This window comes from Kribbella pratensis (genome assembly GCF_004365355.1).
Classification (GTDB): domain Bacteria; phylum Actinomycetota; class Actinomycetes; order Propionibacteriales; family Kribbellaceae; genus Kribbella.
Window position 1 is genome coordinate 3327930 of the sequence record NZ_SODP01000001.1, and the last position, 16208, is coordinate 3344137.

General features: G+C 68.3%; 11 protein-coding genes. 7 read left to right on the forward strand and 4 right to left on the reverse strand.

What is annotated here, in order from left to right; genetic code table 11:
- Window positions 1-7: 7 nt before the first annotated feature.
- Both EV653_RS15810 and EV653_RS15815 read left to right on the forward strand, forming a co-directional pair.
- Window positions 8-3079, forward strand: coding sequence for a PD-(D/E)XK nuclease family protein (locus EV653_RS15810; RefSeq protein WP_134103486.1), 3072 nt, complete (start codon window positions 8-10; stop codon window positions 3077-3079).
- Window positions 3072-6737: a UvrD-helicase domain-containing protein gene (locus EV653_RS15815; RefSeq protein WP_134103489.1), complete on the forward strand. Its 3666-nt coding sequence runs from the start codon at window positions 3072-3074 to the stop codon at window positions 6735-6737. Before EV653_RS15810 ends, EV653_RS15815 begins: the two co-directional genes overlap by 8 nt.
- Here EV653_RS15815 and EV653_RS15820 read toward each other — a convergent pair.
- Both EV653_RS15820 and EV653_RS15825 read right to left on the reverse strand, forming a co-directional pair.
- Window positions 6734-7303: a LysE family transporter gene (locus EV653_RS15820; RefSeq protein ID WP_134103491.1), complete on the reverse strand. Its 570-nt coding sequence runs from the start codon at window positions 7301-7303 to the stop codon at window positions 6734-6736. The genes EV653_RS15815 and EV653_RS15820 overlap by 4 nt on opposite strands.
- Before the next feature lie 189 nt (window positions 7304-7492).
- Complete coding sequence (locus EV653_RS15825) at window positions 7493-8110, reverse strand: DUF4291 domain-containing protein (protein ID WP_134103493.1); 618 nt, start codon at window positions 8108-8110, stop codon at window positions 7493-7495.
- Between the two features lie 228 nt (window positions 8111-8338).
- Between EV653_RS15825 and EV653_RS15830 the strand changes: the two genes are divergently transcribed.
- Window positions 8339-8965, forward strand: a complete 627-nt coding sequence (locus EV653_RS15830; RefSeq protein WP_134103495.1) for a DUF6308 family protein — start codon at window positions 8339-8341, stop codon at window positions 8963-8965.
- A gap of 21 nt (window positions 8966-8986) precedes the next feature.
- Here the strand turns inward: EV653_RS15830 and EV653_RS15835 are convergent, their stop codons facing one another.
- The gene (locus EV653_RS15835; RefSeq protein WP_134103497.1) at window positions 8987-10516 is read right to left on the reverse strand and encodes an LLM class flavin-dependent oxidoreductase; all 1530 of its coding nucleotides are present in this window, start codon (window positions 10514-10516) and stop codon (window positions 8987-8989) included.
- 76 nt (window positions 10517-10592) lie between these two features.
- Window positions 10593-13616, reverse strand: a complete 3024-nt coding sequence (locus EV653_RS15840) for a BTAD domain-containing putative transcriptional regulator (RefSeq protein WP_134103499.1) — start codon at window positions 13614-13616, stop codon at window positions 10593-10595.
- Between the two features lie 104 nt (window positions 13617-13720).
- Between EV653_RS15840 and EV653_RS15845 the strand changes: the two genes are divergently transcribed.
- The 4 genes from EV653_RS15845 (at window position 13721) to EV653_RS15860 (ending at window position 16178) form a co-directional block, all read left to right on the forward strand.
- Window positions 13721-14284: an NADPH-dependent FMN reductase gene (locus EV653_RS15845; RefSeq protein WP_134103501.1), complete on the forward strand. Its 564-nt coding sequence runs from the start codon at window positions 13721-13723 to the stop codon at window positions 14282-14284.
- Window positions 14285-14297: 13 nt separating this feature from the next.
- Window positions 14298-14837, forward strand: a complete 540-nt coding sequence (locus tag EV653_RS15850) for a dihydrofolate reductase family protein (protein WP_134103504.1) — start codon at window positions 14298-14300, stop codon at window positions 14835-14837.
- A gap of 190 nt (window positions 14838-15027) precedes the next feature.
- Complete coding sequence (locus EV653_RS15855) at window positions 15028-15600, forward strand: hypothetical protein (RefSeq protein WP_134103506.1); 573 nt, start codon at window positions 15028-15030, stop codon at window positions 15598-15600.
- On the forward strand, window positions 15597-16178 hold the full coding sequence (locus EV653_RS15860; RefSeq protein ID WP_134103508.1) for a hypothetical protein: 582 nt from the start codon (window positions 15597-15599) through the stop codon (window positions 16176-16178). The genes EV653_RS15855 and EV653_RS15860 overlap by 4 nt, the downstream gene beginning before the upstream one ends.
- The last annotated feature ends 30 nt before the right edge of the window (window positions 16179-16208 follow it).

Below are 16208 nucleotides of genomic sequence, written 5' to 3' on the forward strand. Positions count from 1 at the left end.
GGCTGTGGTGAGTACCACCCGGATCGAAAGCACGGCGTACGGCGCCGCGGCGCTGGAGTGCCTGCAAGCCGTCGTCGCGCGGCTCAAGGCCGACGATCCGATGACCCCTGTCACCTTGCTGCTGCCCAACAACCTGTCCGGCGTCGTCGCCCGCCGGCACCTCGCCGTCTCCGGGATCGCCGGTCTCTACCTGGCGACGCTCGAGCGGCTGGCCGAGCAGATCGCAGCCGGCATGCTGTCACCGCGCCGTCCCGCCACCCGTCCGATCGTCGCCGCCACCTGGCGAACGGCGCTCGCGAAGGCGCCCGGCATCTTCCAGGAAGTCGCCGAGCACCCGTCCACCATCCAAGCGCTTGCATCGGCCCATCGCGAGCTCCGCGACCTCACAGATCCCGCGCTCGACAAGGTCGCGCACACATCCGCGCTCGGGCCGGATCTGGTGCGCCTGCACCGCCACGTCACCGACGAGCTGGCCTCGGATTGGTACGACGAGACCGACCTGCTTCGAGCTGCCGCCGCGCGGATCGCATCCTCGCCGGAGGTCGTCCGTGAGCTCGGCGCGCTCGTCCTCTATCTTCCGCAGGAGCTGACGCAGTCCGAGGCTGCCTTCGTCGCAGCGCTCGGAGACGCGGCGGCGGATCTCACCGTGATCGTTGGCCTGACCGACGTACGCCGTGCCGACCGCGCCGTCCGGCGATCGCTCGAACGGATCGGGATCGACCTGCCGCGGTCGATCTCGAAGAACTACCCGGTCGCGACCGAGATCCTCAACGCGTCCGACGCCGACGACGAGGTGCGCTGCGTCGTGCGAGATGTGGTCTCGGCGTTGGAGCACACGCCCGCGCATCGGATCGCGGTGCTCTACTCAGCCGCTTCGCCGTACGCGCGGCTGCTGCATGAGCACCTCGGCGCCGCGAAGATCGAGGTCAACGGCCCGGGGACGCGACCGGTGCACGAGCGGGCGATCGCGCGGACGCTGCTCGAAGTGCTGGCGTTGGTCGATCAGGATCTGCCGCGTGCAGACGTGTTCCGGGCGCTGGCGAATGCGCCGACACGCGACTTCGGCGGCGAGCGGATCCCGGTGCCGCAGTGGGAACGGATGTCCCGGGCGGCCGGCGTGGTGCGTGGGGACGACTGGGACACGCGACTCGCGCGGTATGCCCAGTCCGAGCGACGGACCGCTGATCAGGAAGAGGCCGACGAGGATCCGCGACCGGCTGCGGTGCGGCGTGCGCAGTACAACGCGACGACGGCTGAGCGGTTGCATGCATTCGCTTCGACATTGCGGCGTCGGTTGAGCGCGCTCGCGGAGCTGGAGACCTGGGCCGGGCTGTCGGAAGGCGTGCTGCAACTCTTCCACGATCTGCTGGGTGACTACTCGTCTCTGCCGATCGAGGAGCAGTACGCCGCGGCTGCGGTCGAGGGATCGTTGACAGGGCTGTCGACGTTGGATGAGCTCGGGACGCCGGCGAGCCTGGCGGTGCTGCGCGACGTGCTGGATCTGGAGCTGCAGCAGTCGCTGCCTCGGGTCGGGACGTTCGGGACGGGCGTGCTGGTCGCGCCGCTGTCCGCGAGCGTCGGGTTGTCCGCGGACGTCGTGTACGTCGTCGGGCTGTCGGAGGACTTGTATCCGGGGCGGGTGCATGAGGATGCGCTCCTCCCCCATCGGGTGCGCGAGGCGGCCGCGCCGGAGCTGGCGTCGTTCCGGGATCGATTGGACGAGAAGCAACGGCATCTGCTGGTTGCCTTCTCGGCGGGTGCGCGAGTCGTGGCGGCGTTCCCACGTGGCGATCTGAGGCGGTCTTCACGCCGGTTGCCGACGCGTTGGTTGCTCGGGTCGTTGCGGGAGCTGACCGGCGATCATGCGCTGCCGGCGACCCAGTGGGACAGGCACGACGAGGTGCTGCAGACGTCGGCGTCGTACGCCGGATCGTTGACTAAGGCAACGATGCCGGCAACGGAGCAGGAGTGGCAGACACGCGCCGCCGCGGCCGGGTTGTGGGTGCAGGACGGCGTGCTGGTGCGGGCCCGGGAGCTGTTGCGCGGCCGCGGTTCGAATGCGTTCACGCGTTTCGACGGGGACCTGTCCGGTGTGTCCGGCCTGCCTGAGTACGCGGTCGAAGATCGGATCGCGTCGCCGACGTCGCTCGAGTCCTATGCGACCTGCCCGCACGCGTACTTCGTCGAACGGTTGCTTCAGGTGGAGCCTCTGGAAGCGCCCGAGGACCTGCTGGTGATCTCACCGGTGCAGATCGGGAACCTGATCCACAACAGTCTCGATGCGTTCGTGACCCGCCTGGCCGGCTCGCTCCCGACGAACGGCGAGCCGTGGACGGCGGACCAACGCCAGCTGCTGCTGGCGATCGGGGCTGATCTGGCCGATCAGTTCGAGGCCGAAGGACTGACCGGGCATCCGCGCTTGTGGCAACGCGAGCGGTTGCGGATCCTCGGCGACCTGATGGTCCTGTTGACCGACGATGACCGGTGGCGGGCGGAGCGGTCCGCGTCGGTCGTGGCGAGTGAGCTCCGGTTCGGGTTCGACAGTGAGCGGCCGGTGGAGATCCCGGTGCCGTCCGGTCGGGTGCTGTTGCGTGGGTCGGCCGACAAGGTGGACCTCGGCGCGGACGGCACGATCTACGTGACGGATGTGAAGACCGGCGGTTTCTCGCGGTACGAGGGCATTGAGTCGGACCCTGTCGCGGGTGGGACGAAGCTGCAACTTCCGGTGTACGCGTACGCGGCCCGGGCCCGGCTGGGCGAGCCGTCCACTCCGGTCGAGGCGTCGTACTGGTTCGTGCGGCGCGGCGGCAAACGGATCCCCGTTCCTCTGACCCCCGAGGTCGAGGAGCGGTACGTCGACACGCTCGACGTGATCGTGTCGTCGATCGCAGCCGGGTACTTCCCGCCGAAGGCGCCTGAGGTGCCAGACTTCCTCTGGGTGCAATGCCCGTACTGCAACCCCGACGGCATCGGGCACAGCGAGGTCCGCGCGCGCTGGGACCGGAAGCGTCACGACCCCGTTCTGGAGCGGCTGGTCCGGCTCATCGACCCGACTGCGTTGGAGGCCGGCGATGAGTGAGCAATTGCTGGACGGAGCGGCTCGTGATCGCATCCGTTCCGACACCGAGACCACGCTGTTCGTCGAGGCGGGCGCGGGATCCGGGAAGACGCATGCGTTGGTCGATCGCGTGACCACCTTGGTGTTGCGGGACGGCGTACCGCTGCGGACCATCGCGGCCGTCACCTTCACCGAGAAGGCGGGCGCGGAGTTGCGGGATCGGCTGCGGGTCGAGTTCGAGCGGGCGCGGAAGGGTGATGCCCGTGAGCTGGCCGACGCGGCGTTGGACGACCTGGACTCCGCCTCGATCGGCACGCTGCATGCCTTTGCGCAGCAGATCCTGCTCGCGCATCCGATCGAGGCCGGCCTGCCCCCGCTGATCGACGTACTCGACGAGGTCGGGTCGTCGGTTGCGTTCGAGGAGCGCTGGGCCGAGTTGCAGCAGCAGTTGCTCGATGACGATTCCATCGCTGAGCCGCTGTTGCTCGCCATGGCCGTCGGGGTTGAACTGAAGCATCTTCGGTCACTCGCACGGCTGTTCGGGAACGACTGGGACTTGATTGCCGAACGCGTGCTGGTCGATCCGCCTGAGCTGGTGGCGATGCCGGATCTGACCGGGTTGGTTGCCGCGGCCGCGCAGATCGGCGGGGTGGTTGAGTCCTGTCTTGATCCGGAGGACCGGCTGCTGCCCAAGCTCGTGCAGATTCGCGAGCTCGGTCTGATGCTCGATGCCGCCACTGACCAGGAGTCGCAGCTGGCGATCCTCCAGACCCTGCGCGGGTTGAAGGTCGGGCGGATCGGGCGCAAGGAGAACTGGCCGGACGTCGCCAAGGTGCGGGGCGACTGCACCGAGGTGGTCGAGGTCGCGGGTTCGCTCGTCGAGCTGCTGCTTGATGCTTGCCTTCGGCATCTTTCTCACTGGATCGCGGAGCGGGTGCTGGAATCGGCCGAACTTCGCCGCGCCGAGGGACGGCTGGAGTTCCACGACCTTCTGGTGCTGGCGCGTGATCTGCTGCGGCGGGACGCGGCGGTTCGCGGGGACCTTCAGGAGCGGTTCGAGCGGCTGCTGCTGGACGAGTTCCAGGACACCGACCCGATCCAGATCGAGCTCGCGGTCCGCATCGCCGGCGGGGTCGAGGCCGACGCCGAGGACTGGCGCGACGTCGAGGTGCCCGAGGGCCGGTTGTTCGTGGTGGGCGACCCGAAGCAGTCCATCTACCGATTCCGGCGCGCCAACATCGCGACGTACCTCACCGCGCAGGACCTTCTCGGCGAGACCGTCGCCCTCACCACCAACTTCCGTACGGTGCCCCCGATCCTGACCTGGATCAACACCGTCTTCGCCACCCTGATCCAACCCCAGGAAGCGGCCCAGCCGGCGTACCAGTCCCTGTCGCCCCACCGCACCAACCCCACCTTGTCCACCCAGCCGGGCGGTCCTGGGAGCTCGTCATCGGATCGTCCGGGTACGGGGCTTCGTCACCGAGGAGCCGACCGGCCCGCCGAACGCAGCCCTGCCGAGCCCAGCCCTGCCGAGCCCAGCGCCGTCAGGGCTAGCTCGGTCAAGCCCAACGCCATGAAGTCCGGCGCCGTCGAGCCCAGCCCAGTCAAGGGCGATCAGCTGTCCATGTTCGACGAGGGCGATGACGCCCCGACCCTCTTCGACGAGGACCCGACGCCCGCGCAGCCGGACGACAGCGAGCAGCTTGCCGACGTCGCGACCGTACTGCCGTTCCGTCGGCGCGACGACTCCGTGTCCGCCGACGTACCCGCGGGCCTGGCACCGGACCTGTCACCGGCCGTGTCATCAGGGCTGGCACCGGACCTGTCATCAGGCTTGTCACCGGAGGAGGACGACCCGTCCGCCGGCCCCGCCGTCACCATCCTCGGTCCGGAGCCACACGACGATCTCCCCCGCGCCCAAGCCTCCGTCCTCCGCGAACGCGAAGCCACCGACGTCGCGTCGGTCATCGAGCAGGCCCTGCGCGACGGCTGGCTGGTGTACGACGACCGTGCCGAAACCTGGCGTCCCGCAGAGGCCGGCGACATCGCCGTACTCGTCCCGGCCCGCACCTCCCTTCCGTTCCTGGAAGACGCTCTCGACCGCGCCGACATCCCGTACCGCGCCGAGGCCAGCTCCCTCGTCTACCAAACGGCCGAGGTCCGCAACCTGCTCGCCTGCGCCCGCGCGCTCGGCGATCCCAGCGACCAGCTCGCCCTCGTCACCACCCTGCGCTCGCCGCTGTTCGGCTGCGGCGACGACGACCTCTACACCTGGAAGCGCTCCGGCGGTTCGTTCACGCTGACCGCCCCCGTCCCCGACCAGCTGTTGACCCACCCGGTCGGCGACGCGATGGAATGGCTCCGCCGCACGCACTATGCCGCCCGCTGGCTCACCCCCAGCGAGGTTCTCGCCAAGATTGTCGCCGACCGCCGCATGCTCGAAGTCGCCGCGATCGGCCCGCGAGCCCGCGACGCCTGGCGCCGGATCCGGTTCGTCGTCGACCAGGCCCGCGCGTGGTCCGAGGTCGAGCACGGCGGCCTGCGTTCGTACCTCGCCTGGGCCGCGCACCAGGGCGAAGAAACCTCCCGCGTCGCCGAGGCCGTGCTCCCCGAGACCGACGCCGACGCCGTCCGCGTGATGACCATCCACGCCGCGAAGGGTCTCGAGTTCCCAATCGTCATCCTCTCCGGCATGACCGCGGCCCCGAACCGTCAGCGCGGCGTCCAGGTCCTGTGGCCGCCGGACGGTGGGTACGCCGTGAAGCTCAAGTCGTCGGTGCAGACCGAGGACTTCGACCTCGTGCAACCGGTCGATGAGCAGATGGACGACTTCGAACGCCGCCGCCTGCTGTACGTCGCCGCGACGCGCGCCCGCGACCACCTGATCGTCTCGCTGCACCGCTCGGGCAATCGCCGCCACTCCAGCAACGCCGAGCTGCTCGCATCAGCCGGCGGTGTCGAGGCGCCGCACTCGACCTTGTTCACCAGCCCACCTGTCCCCGACCGCGAACCGTCCGGCAGCCCCGACGTCACCCCGCCGATCTCTCGAACTGAGTGGGAGGCCCGAGCCTCCGCCGCCCAGGCCGCAAGTCGCGCCCGCTCCGCCCAGAGCGCCTCCGGTCTGGAGGGCACCGGCCCCGAGGTCGCGCTCGACGACATCGACCCCGGTACGGCGAAGGCCGCGCGCGACCTGGAGCTCCCGCCGTGGACCAAGGGACGCTACGGCACCGCGATCGGCCGCGCGGTCCACGCCGTACTGCAGGTCGTCGACCTCTCCACGGGCGCAGGCCTCGAATCCGCCGTCTCCGCGCAGTGCCTGGCTGAAGGCGTTCTCGAGTACGCCGATGTCGTGACCGCGCTCGTCCGATCGGCGCTGGCGTCCGACGTGGTGAAACGAGCCGCAGCCCGCGAGCACTGGCGCGAGTCGTATGTCGGCACGGTCCAGCCTGACGGCACTGTGCTCGAGGGTTTCGTCGACCTCATCTACCGCGAGGACGACGGCCGTCTCACCATCGTCGACTACAAGACGGACGCCATCCCCGCAGCGGCCCTGGACAGCCGAGTCGCCTATTACGCCCCACAGCTCCAGGCGTACTCGGCCATCCTGCCCAACACCGGACCGCCGATCCTGCTGTTCCTCAACCCCAGCGGGGCAATCGAGCGACAGGTGCCCTAGGCAACGAGACGGACGGCCAGCACCACGATCAGCACGGTCGATGCCAGCGCGGTCACCAACTTCCCGAGGTGACCAGTCAGCAGACGCCCCAGCAATGCCCCACCGCCGGCAAGCAACAGCTGCCAACTCGCTGACGCCGCAAACGCCGCGACGACGAACACAACCCGCTCACCGAACCCCGCGACACCCGACCCGCCCAGCACGAGAGCGGCGAAGTAGATCACTGTCCACGGGTTGAGCATCGTCATCCCGAGCATCCCGAAGTACGCCGTCCGTACGCCGACCGGCGTCTCCTGCTCGATCACAGCCATCCGCTGCACGCGATACCGCCGTACGGCCTTGACCGCACCCATCACCGCGAGCCCGATCAGCACGACAACAGACGTCCAACGCAAGGGTCCGACGACAGGCACCAGCAACGGGGCCAACGCCGTACCAGCGACTGCTGCGACCGCGGCGTACACGCCATCGGCCGAGGCGACCCCGAGCGCCGCGAACATTCCGATGCGCAACGAGGTCCGCGCAGTCAACACCACCAGGTAGGTCCCGACAGGCCCGACCGGCATGGCAACCCCATACCCAGCCAGAAGCCCCGCGACCACTACCCCGATCACAACTGACCGAGCGTCGACCCCAATCCATGACCCGCCTGCTGCTGAACCCGAGCCACCGCGGCCGCAGGTTCATTCAGCAACAGTCCAAAGATCGTAGTCATGCGCACATCATGAGCAGCCGCGCGTCAAGGCTCAACCGAATTAGCCGGCCGGATGTGCACCCCGGCTTGCGGCGATCTGCGCGGCGAGCTCGTCGTTGACGGGATACGGCCGCTCAGGTGGCAGCTCTGCCTCCGCCGCCTCCGGGGACACCTGCGCCAGGTCACGGATTCGTTGCATCTCCGCGGTGACGTCCTCCAGCCCGCTGATCCACTCGCCGACGTACCGGCGCACGGCCTCTCCTGACAGGCCGATCTGAATCGACCGGACCTCGGGGGTCGGGGTCAGCTTGATCGTCTGCTCCGGATCCCACTGGATCCGGACCGGTGCGGACTCCATCGCCTTCCGCCACGCGTCCTCGGACTCGTGGAACCCGGCCTCGTAGTACGACAGCGCCCCGTGCGCCAACGCCCACTCGAACCCCGCGCGCGTCAGGCGAACCCGCAACACTCGGGTCTGCCCAGGCTTGGTCCCCCACCCCGATCGGTACGCCATCCACAGGAACGACGGCTTGATCCACGTCATCCGTCCCATCCCGAACGGCTCGACGAACGTCCCCGCCGCCAAGGCCGGATCGGCGATCTCCGGCGGGTACGCCTGGTACACCGCAACCGTCTCGTCGTCGTACATCGCCCGGACCTGCCGGAACACCGCCGCCATGCCGCCGATCCTCGCATGCCTCCTCTCAGTGCGTGAGCTGTTACTGAGAGTCTATAGAGATTCAAGACTGCGGGGCCGGATGGTTACAGGTTGTGGATAACGGGAAGTGAGAGTGGCGTGCGGGGGGCCGTGGAGTCGCTACGATCTGCGGAAACAGTGTGTGAGGAACGTTCGAATGATGGTCCGCCCGCTGGCGGGTCTGCCACCACAAGTGTGAGGGTGTGGCTCATGAACATCGGTACCCGGAAGATCGTCGTCGACGAGGCGATCGCGCAGCTGCGGCTGTACGCCGAAACGAACGGCGCCGTGCTGCAGTACTACGACGGGCTGCCGGGGATGACCACCGTCGGTGGCTCCGACCCGAACCGGGTCACGCTCGAGGATCTCGGCCGGACGATGGTGATCGGCAGCGATCTGCGCGCGCTCGACATCCCGTGGCTGCTCGAGGTCGAGGCGGAGAAAGAGTTCGCCGCGATCCCGGTGGACGCGCGGCTGGAGGACGCGGAGCGGGGCAGCGCACTCTTCGAGGCGGCGATGGCGCTGGACGAGAAGTTCACCGGCCACCGCGGGTTCGGGCACGCCAAGAAGTCCAAGCTGCTGCACCTCAAGCGGCCATACCTCTTCCCCGTGACCGACAGCTTCATCCGGATGACCTACGGCTCAGCCTCGGCGGGATCGGAGTTCCTGTCCGCCGTCCGCGACGACCTGGTCAACCCGGCGAACGTCCGCGACTTCAAGTTGCTGCAGGTCCGGCTGATCGCGGAGCCGGCCACGAGCGCGGCCCGCCTGCTCGGCGAGGTGCCGACGCTCCGTCTGCTCGACATCCTCGCCTCATTGCTGGGCGAAGCGAAGTAACTGCTGGGTCAAGCGGAGTAGCTAGAGCACGCCGAGTCGCGCGAGCGGCTCGACCAGTTCGCGCTCTTCGTAGGACAGGTGCGAGAGCAGCGTGTCGTCGAGCAGGTCCACGGCGGCACGCAGTCCGTCGATGCTGCCTGACCCGTCAACCAGCGCGACGAGAGCCTTGTCGACACCTTCGAGTACGTCGTGGATGATCTTGTGCTCCTCCTGCAGCCGATCGACGACCGGGACCAGCTCCGGATCGGCGCGACGCAGGTGCGGGAAGAGTGAGGCGTCCTCGATCGAATGGTGTGTGGTGACGAGGCGGCAGTAGGACTCGCAGTACGTGCCGAGGGTCCAGTTGTTCTGTCGCATGGTCATCGTGTTGATCGCCGAACGCGCCGCACCGACGCCGAGCGTCCCTGCGGCGACCTGCTCGACCAGATCGCGCACTTGCTCGAGCTCAGCCCGCAGATGGTCGTGTACGTCGATCAGGTGCTGACCGGACTGCAGCTGGTACGGCGTGTAGGTTCGCGACGGGTCCTGCACCGGACCGGTCGGCCGCGCCGACTCGTCCAGCAGCTGGACTGCACTGCGCTTGACCGCCGGCGGTGGCGTCGGGACGACGCTGAAACCACCTGCGCCCTGAGAAACCGCCACAGGAGCAGCACTCCGGACGGCGTCGACCGGCAGCCGACGGGCAGCGTCGACCGCCTCACGAACGCCTGCTGCCACCTCAGCGAACCGCCGGATGTCGTCAGGGTCGTCGGACGCGAGGATGTACGTGCTCATCCCCTCCCCCAGCGTCAGCTCGGCGAGCTGGTCGATCCACAGCTCCTCCGGTCCCTGCAGGAACCCGCCGTTGCCACTGAAGCGACCGGAGACGTTGTACAGCCGCCGTACCGCAGAAGGATCGCGCCCGGCCTCCAGAGCGGCCTCGTCGATCAGTTTGTTCATAGCCGTCAGCTGATCCGGACCGGCGTACCCGCTGCTCGGCAGCCACCCGTCCGCGAGCCGCCCGGTGACCGCAAGCATCCGCGGCTTGTACGCACCCAGCCAGATCGACACGTCATGCGCGGGCTCCGGACCGCGCTTCGCGCCGGCCACCGTGTAGTGCTTCCCGGCCAGCCGGATACCGCCGCCGGTAGGTGTCCAGACCTCGCGGATGATCGCGATGGCCTCCTCCAGAGCGGTGATGCTCTGTCCGGTCGTCAGCCGCGGTCCGCCGTTCGCCGCGACCGCGTCCAGGAAGCCACCGGCACCGAGTCCGAGTTCAACTCGCCCACCGGTGATCAGGTCGAGCGTCGCGACACTGCGTGCGAGGACGACCGGGTGGCGCAGCGGGAGGTTGGCGACATTGGTGGTCACCTTGATGCGCTGCGTCTGAACCGCGACGACCGACAGCAAGGTCCACGCATCCATCAGGCGCGGCTGGTACGGGTGGTCCTGGAAGCTCACCAGGTCCAGGCCGACCTGCTCGGTCAGCTGGGCCAGCGCGATCACGCGATCCGGATTGTCGACCGCGGGGGTCAGGAACGTGCCGAAGACCAGCTCGTGGCCGTAGTCCATGGTTCACCTTCACCTGTCGAAGTTGGCTCGGGAGCAAAACTACTTCGGCAGACCAATAATCTCAACTACAGAACATCTACTGGCGGACGAGCAGGGCGAAGGCTTCGGCCGGGCTCAGGGTGGCCCCGCGCGCGTACGCCGTCTCGTAGGCTGCCTCGCCCAGGACACCGGCGGCGGCGACGGCCCGGTCGAGATCCTCGGTCTCGGTGGCGGCCATCAGGTAGTTCTTCGACGCCCGCGTGGCAGCCGCGCACCCCAGCAGGACAGCCGCCAGGGTCTTGTCCGGATGACAGGCGGCGATCCCCTCCAGCGCCCAGCACATGCCGCGCAGCGAGTCGAAGTCCACCGACACCTGGAAGGCTTCCGTGTGCAGCGCCAGCGCGTCCTCCGGGCGGCCCTGGAGTTCTCTGACGAACCCCAGCTCCTCCAACACGATCGACAGATAGAGGACCGACTCTTTCTGCAACCGCGCGGCGTCGATCAACGCCTGCAACCGTTCCGACGCCTCGTCCAGAGCTCCGGTACGACGTGCCGCGAAGCCGAGCACGAGCTCCGCCAGCGCCTGCGTCGCGCGCTGCCCTTGTTCGGTGGCCAGCCGCAGCGCACGCTCGCCGTACGTCCGGGCCGACTCGTAATCGGCCTGCCGGATCGACGTCCAGCCGAGCATGCCCAACGCGCTGGCGACCTCCGGCCAGAGTCCGAGTTCCTCAGCGGCCTGCACACCCTCCAGATGGAGCCGCTGGGCCTCGTCGAAGTCGCCGACGAGTTCCGCGTGCGCGCCGAACCAGCCCGTTGCCTGCAGCACACCCCACCGGTCCCCCAGCGCACGGAAGATCGTGATGCTCTCGCACGCACTGTCGTAGAGAGCCGGCAGATCCGCTCGTACATGTGCATGTTTCGCACGCGCAGCCAGCACGGCCGCGACACCCCACTGGTCCTCGTCGGCCTCGAACCTCTTCAACGCGCGGTCCAGCATCGCCTCGCACGTCGGAAGATCCCCGGCGTCACTGGCAGCATTGGCGATCCACCACAGCCCCATCGCGTCTGCAGCATCCACCCAGCGATCGCGCTCGACTGGAGCGTCAGGGTGACCGAGCAAGTACATGTACCCGGCCCGCCACGCTCCAGCCCGAGCAGAGCCCGGTACGGCCTCCAGAGACCGCAGGGCCTCGAGATGACGTCCACGCAGGAACCAGTACCAGGCCAGTGCATCAACAAGCCGTTCAGCCAGGTCCAGCTGCCCAGTGGCCACAGCTCGATCCAGTGCGGTCCGGAAGTTGGCGGAGTCATCGTCCAGCAGTTGTAGCCACCGACTCTGCTCGCCGCCGAACAGTCCAGGCCGCGCAGCCTCAGCCAGCGACACGTAGTACGAGAAGTGCCGCTGACGTGCGGACTCCAGCTCGCCTGCGGCTCGCAGCTTGTCGACGCAGTACGCCGCGACCGACTCGAGCAGCCGGAAGCGAGTCCCCTCGACCGGTACGACAAGCGACCGGTCGACCAATCGCACCAGCACATCCAGTACGTCGTCCTCGCCGCAGACAGCCGCCGCAGCTTCCGCAGTACAGCCGTCTGCGTGTACTGCGAGGCGCCGCAGGACGGACTGCTCGTCCGATGCGAGCAGCTCCCAGCTCCAGTCGATCATCGCGTGCAGTGTCTGCTGCCGCGGCGCAGCGCCCCGATGGCCTGTCGCCAGCAACCGGAACCGGTCGTCCAGCCGCGCAACGAGTCCACGTACGCCCAACGCTCGCACCCGCGTCGCAGCGAGCTCCAACGCCAACGGGATGCCATCCAGCCGGCGGCAGAGGACTGCAACGTCAGCCACGGTCTCGTCGGTCAGTGCGAACCCACGTGACGCTGCAGCAGCGCGCGTCGCAAACAGCTGCACCGCACTGCACTCACTTGCCTCCTCCAGGCGGAGCGAAGGCACCGGCACCTCCAGCGGTGGAACGCTCCACACGACCTCACCGGCCAGTCCGAGCGGCTCGCGACTCGTTGCCAGCACACGCAGTCCCGGAGCAGCGGCAAGCAGCCGGTCCGTCAACGCAGCAACGTCTTCGATCACCTGCTCGCAGTTGTCCAGGACCAGCAGGCGTGACCCCATCACTGCAGCCAGCCGGTCGACTGCGGACGAGCCGCTGGTGTCGCGGAGGTCCAGCGCGGCCTGCACAGCGTCGGTCAGCGAGTTGGCGACCGACAACGCATCAGGTGTGATGGCAGCCAGCTCGACCAGCACAACCCCGTCGGCGAACCGGAGTGCCGACGCAGCGGCCGCGGCCAGAGCTAGGCGGGTCTTGCCCACTCCACCGGGCCCGGTCAGGGTGACCAACCGCGAACTCGCCAGACTGGCGTCAACCTCAGCCACGGCATCATCGCGACCGATCAGCTCGCTCAACGCTGCCGGCAGGTTGTTGCGGGCGTGCGGCAGGTCCTGGGTGAGGATCGACTGCTGCAGAGCGACAAGCTCAGGGCTGGGGTCCAGACCGAGCTCATCGAGCAGCAGGTCGCGCAGCTCTGCATAGCTGTCCAGAGCCTCACTCTGACGGCCGGCGCGGTACAGCGCCTTCATATGCGCGGCTCGCAAGCCCTCGCGGAGTGGGTGCTCCTTGACCAGCGCTGCGAGATCGACAACGGGCAAGTCTGCCTGTTCGAGCACAGTCAGGCGGAGATCCGTCAGCCGAGCCACAGCTGTCTCCACAAAGGCGTTGTCCGCAAAGTCGGCGTACGCCGGACCGCGCCACAACGCCAGCGCCTCGTCGAGCGAACCTGCGGCGACCAGCTCAGCGAAACGCAGCGCGTCGCAGTTGGCGCTTGAGACCGACAGCGAATAGCCGGCCGGACCAGACTGCACCAGCGAGCGACTACCCGGCTCAGCGTCCTCAAAAGCCCGGCGTAGCTGGGACACCTTGGCAGACAGTGTCCCTGCCGGGTTACCCGGCACGTTGGAGCCCCACAGGTCGTCGATGAGCCGGTCCGCCGGCACCGGACGCCCCTCGTGGACGAGCAGGTCGGCCAGGAGCGCACGCACCTTGAGGCCCTGGATGACTACAGGCTCCCCTGCGTCTGTCCACGCCGTCACCGGTCCCAGCACCCCGAAACGCATGAGGGCACCCTATTCCGGCGTCGGCAGCAAGAACCGGAAAGAAACCGTAAACGCCTTCCGGCAGAGTCTGTGCCAGACGGAACCGGACGGAAGGGAGGCGGGAAATGCGACTGGCAGTGATCATCGGCAGCACCCGGCGTGGCCGGTTCGGCCCGACCGTGGCGGGCTGGCTGGCACACCAGGCGGCAAAGCAGTTCGAGGTCGATCTCCTCGACCTCGCCACCGTGGACCTCCCGACGACCCTGCCGGACACCGACGACGAGCCCCCGCCACAGGTCGCCGTACTGGCTCCGAGGTTGGCCGCGGCGGATGCGTTCGCGGTCGTCACCCCGGAGATCAACTGCAGCTTCCCGGCATCACTGAAGACCGCACTGGACTGGTACTACGAGGAATGGCACGCCAAGCCGGTCGCGATCGTCAGCTACGGCCGGGAGAGCGGCGGCTGCTACGCCACTGCTCAGCTGCGTCAGGTCTTCACCGAGCTCCAGGCCGTCACGATTCGCAACACCGTCGCACTGCCCTGCTACTGGGAGCAGTTCACCGCCGACGGCTGCTGGCCCAAGCCGTCCGCCGGCTACGAGGCGCAAGCCAAACTCATGCTCGACCAGCTCGTCTGGTGGGCCGAAGCACTCCGGGACGCCCGAGCCACGCGTCCGTACAAACACTGAAAGGAACAGACCCATGAGGAAGCTGATCGAAACCACGTTCGTCACGTTGAACGGCGTCATCGAGGAGCCGCAGCGCTGGAGCCCGCCGTACTGGGACGACGAGCACTCGGCGTACTCGCAAGGCCTGATGGAAGGCGTCGACGCACAGGTGCTCGGCCGCGTCACGTACGAAGGCTTCGCGGACGCGTGGATGCAGCGCGGCGGGGATCCTTTCACGGATCACTTCAACGCGATGCCGAAGTACGTCGCCACTCGCACACTGACCGACTGGAAGTGGAACGCGCAGCCGCTCGAAGGTGACGCGGCCGACGCCGTCCGCCGGCTGAAGGAGGAGGACGGCGGCAACCTGATCAAGTACGGCACCGGCTCGTTCTCGAAGACCCTGCTGGAGCACAAGCTCGTCGACGAGTACCACTTCTGGATCTTCCCGGTGGTGGCCGACGGCGCAAACATGTTCCGCGGCGACAACATCGACATCACCCACCTCGAACTGCTCGGTACGACGGCGTTCAAGTCCGGCATCGTCGTCCACAAGCTCGCTCCGAAGGCCTGAGCCGGCGTTCCCCACCGGCCCGCACACCGCGAAAGGTGTGCGGGCCGGACGCTTGCGTCCGATTGTCGTGGGTACCGGACGGTCCACGGGGGACGTAAGGCGGCGCTGGGGACCGTCTGCCCGGGGGTCTGCTCGATCGCTGCGCCCTGCGCGATCGCAGACCCGTTCAGCCAATCGCACTGGAGTTCTGATGGGTACCGTCCTGACCATCGTCATCATCGTCGTCGTGGTACTCGCGGCGGCCGCGCTGTTGTTCATGTACCAGCGCAGACGTTCCGGCGAGCTGCAGCAGCGGTTCGGCCCGGAGTACGAACGCACGCTCGAGGAGTCGGGTGACCGGCGCGGCGCGGAACGCGAACTGCGCAGCCGGGAACGCCGCGTGTCGCAGCTCGACATCACGCCGCTGAGCCGGGGATCCGCGGCCGCCTACGAGGTGGAGTGGGCCGAAATACGACAGAGCTTCGTGGATCGTCCGGCCGGTGCGGTCGCCGACGCGGATCGCCTTGTACTGCGGATGATGCGCGAGTCCGGCTACCCGGTCGACGACTTCGACCAGCGGGTCAACGACATCTCGGTCGACCACCCGGAGGTCGCGGCGCACTACCGCGACGCGCACCGGGTCGCCGTCGCCGACACCCGCGGTGAGGCCGGCACCGAAGACCTGCGCCAGGCGGTCACCGCCTACGGTCAGCTGGTTGACGCCTTGCTGCAGGACAGCACAGCCCGCCACAGCCGCCAGACGAACGCCGAGGAGCAAGCATGACCATGTCAGACGTGCCGAACGACCGCCGCTACGACACCGACCTCGACTCCGCCGCCGGCAACTCCGCCCTGGACGACCGCCGGATGCCTGACAACGACCGCCTCCGCGACGACCGCATGGCCGACAACCGCATGGCTGACGACCGGATGCCAGGGGACCAGATGGCCGATGACCGCATGGCCGGCGACCGGATGACCGAGGACCGTTTTGCTGACGACCGCGTCGGCGATGGCGCCCTAGCCGATGACCGCCTCGCTGATGACCGCGTGGTGGACCGGCCGGACGGCGGAATGACGGCCACGCCGGCGGCCGATGAGCCGTTGGTGGCCGAGGAAGCGGTGGTCGACTACCGGGCTCGCTGGGATGTCATCCAGCAAGGGTTCGTGGACGACCCGCGTAAGGCCGTCACCGAGGCCGACTCGCTGGTCGACGACGTGCTGAAGAACCTGGCGGACAGCTTCGACCGCCAGCGCCAGGGCCTCGAGCAGCAGTGGTCCGGCGGCGAGCCGTCGACCGAGGACCTGCGCTCGGCGCTCCAGCGCTACCGTGCGTTCTTCCAGCGCCTCCTGACTCTCTGACACGCTGGCAAGTTCGACAACGGCTCGGGG

Coding starts and splice junctions, on each gene's coding strand:
- EV653_RS15815 (WP_134103489.1), top strand. CDS start 3,072: ATGAGTGAGCAATTGCTGGACGGAGCGGCTCGTGATCGCATCCGTTCC.
- EV653_RS15820 (WP_134103491.1), bottom strand. CDS start 7,303: ATGCCGGTCGGGCCTGTCGGGACCTACCTGGTGGTGTTGACTGCGCGG.
- EV653_RS15825 (WP_134103493.1), bottom strand. CDS start 8,110: ATGGCGGCGGTGTTCCGGCAGGTCCGGGCGATGTACGACGACGAGACG.
- EV653_RS15830 (WP_134103495.1), top strand. CDS start 8,339: ATGAACATCGGTACCCGGAAGATCGTCGTCGACGAGGCGATCGCGCAG.
- EV653_RS15835 (WP_134103497.1), bottom strand. CDS start 10,516: ATGGACTACGGCCACGAGCTGGTCTTCGGCACGTTCCTGACCCCCGCG.
- EV653_RS15840 (WP_134103499.1), bottom strand. CDS start 13,616: ATGCGTTTCGGGGTGCTGGGACCGGTGACGGCGTGGACAGACGCAGGG.
- EV653_RS15845 (WP_134103501.1), top strand. CDS start 13,721: ATGCGACTGGCAGTGATCATCGGCAGCACCCGGCGTGGCCGGTTCGGC.
- EV653_RS15850 (WP_134103504.1), top strand. CDS start 14,298: ATGAGGAAGCTGATCGAAACCACGTTCGTCACGTTGAACGGCGTCATC.
- EV653_RS15855 (WP_134103506.1), top strand. CDS start 15,028: ATGGGTACCGTCCTGACCATCGTCATCATCGTCGTCGTGGTACTCGCG.
- EV653_RS15860 (WP_134103508.1), top strand. CDS start 15,597: ATGACCATGTCAGACGTGCCGAACGACCGCCGCTACGACACCGACCTC.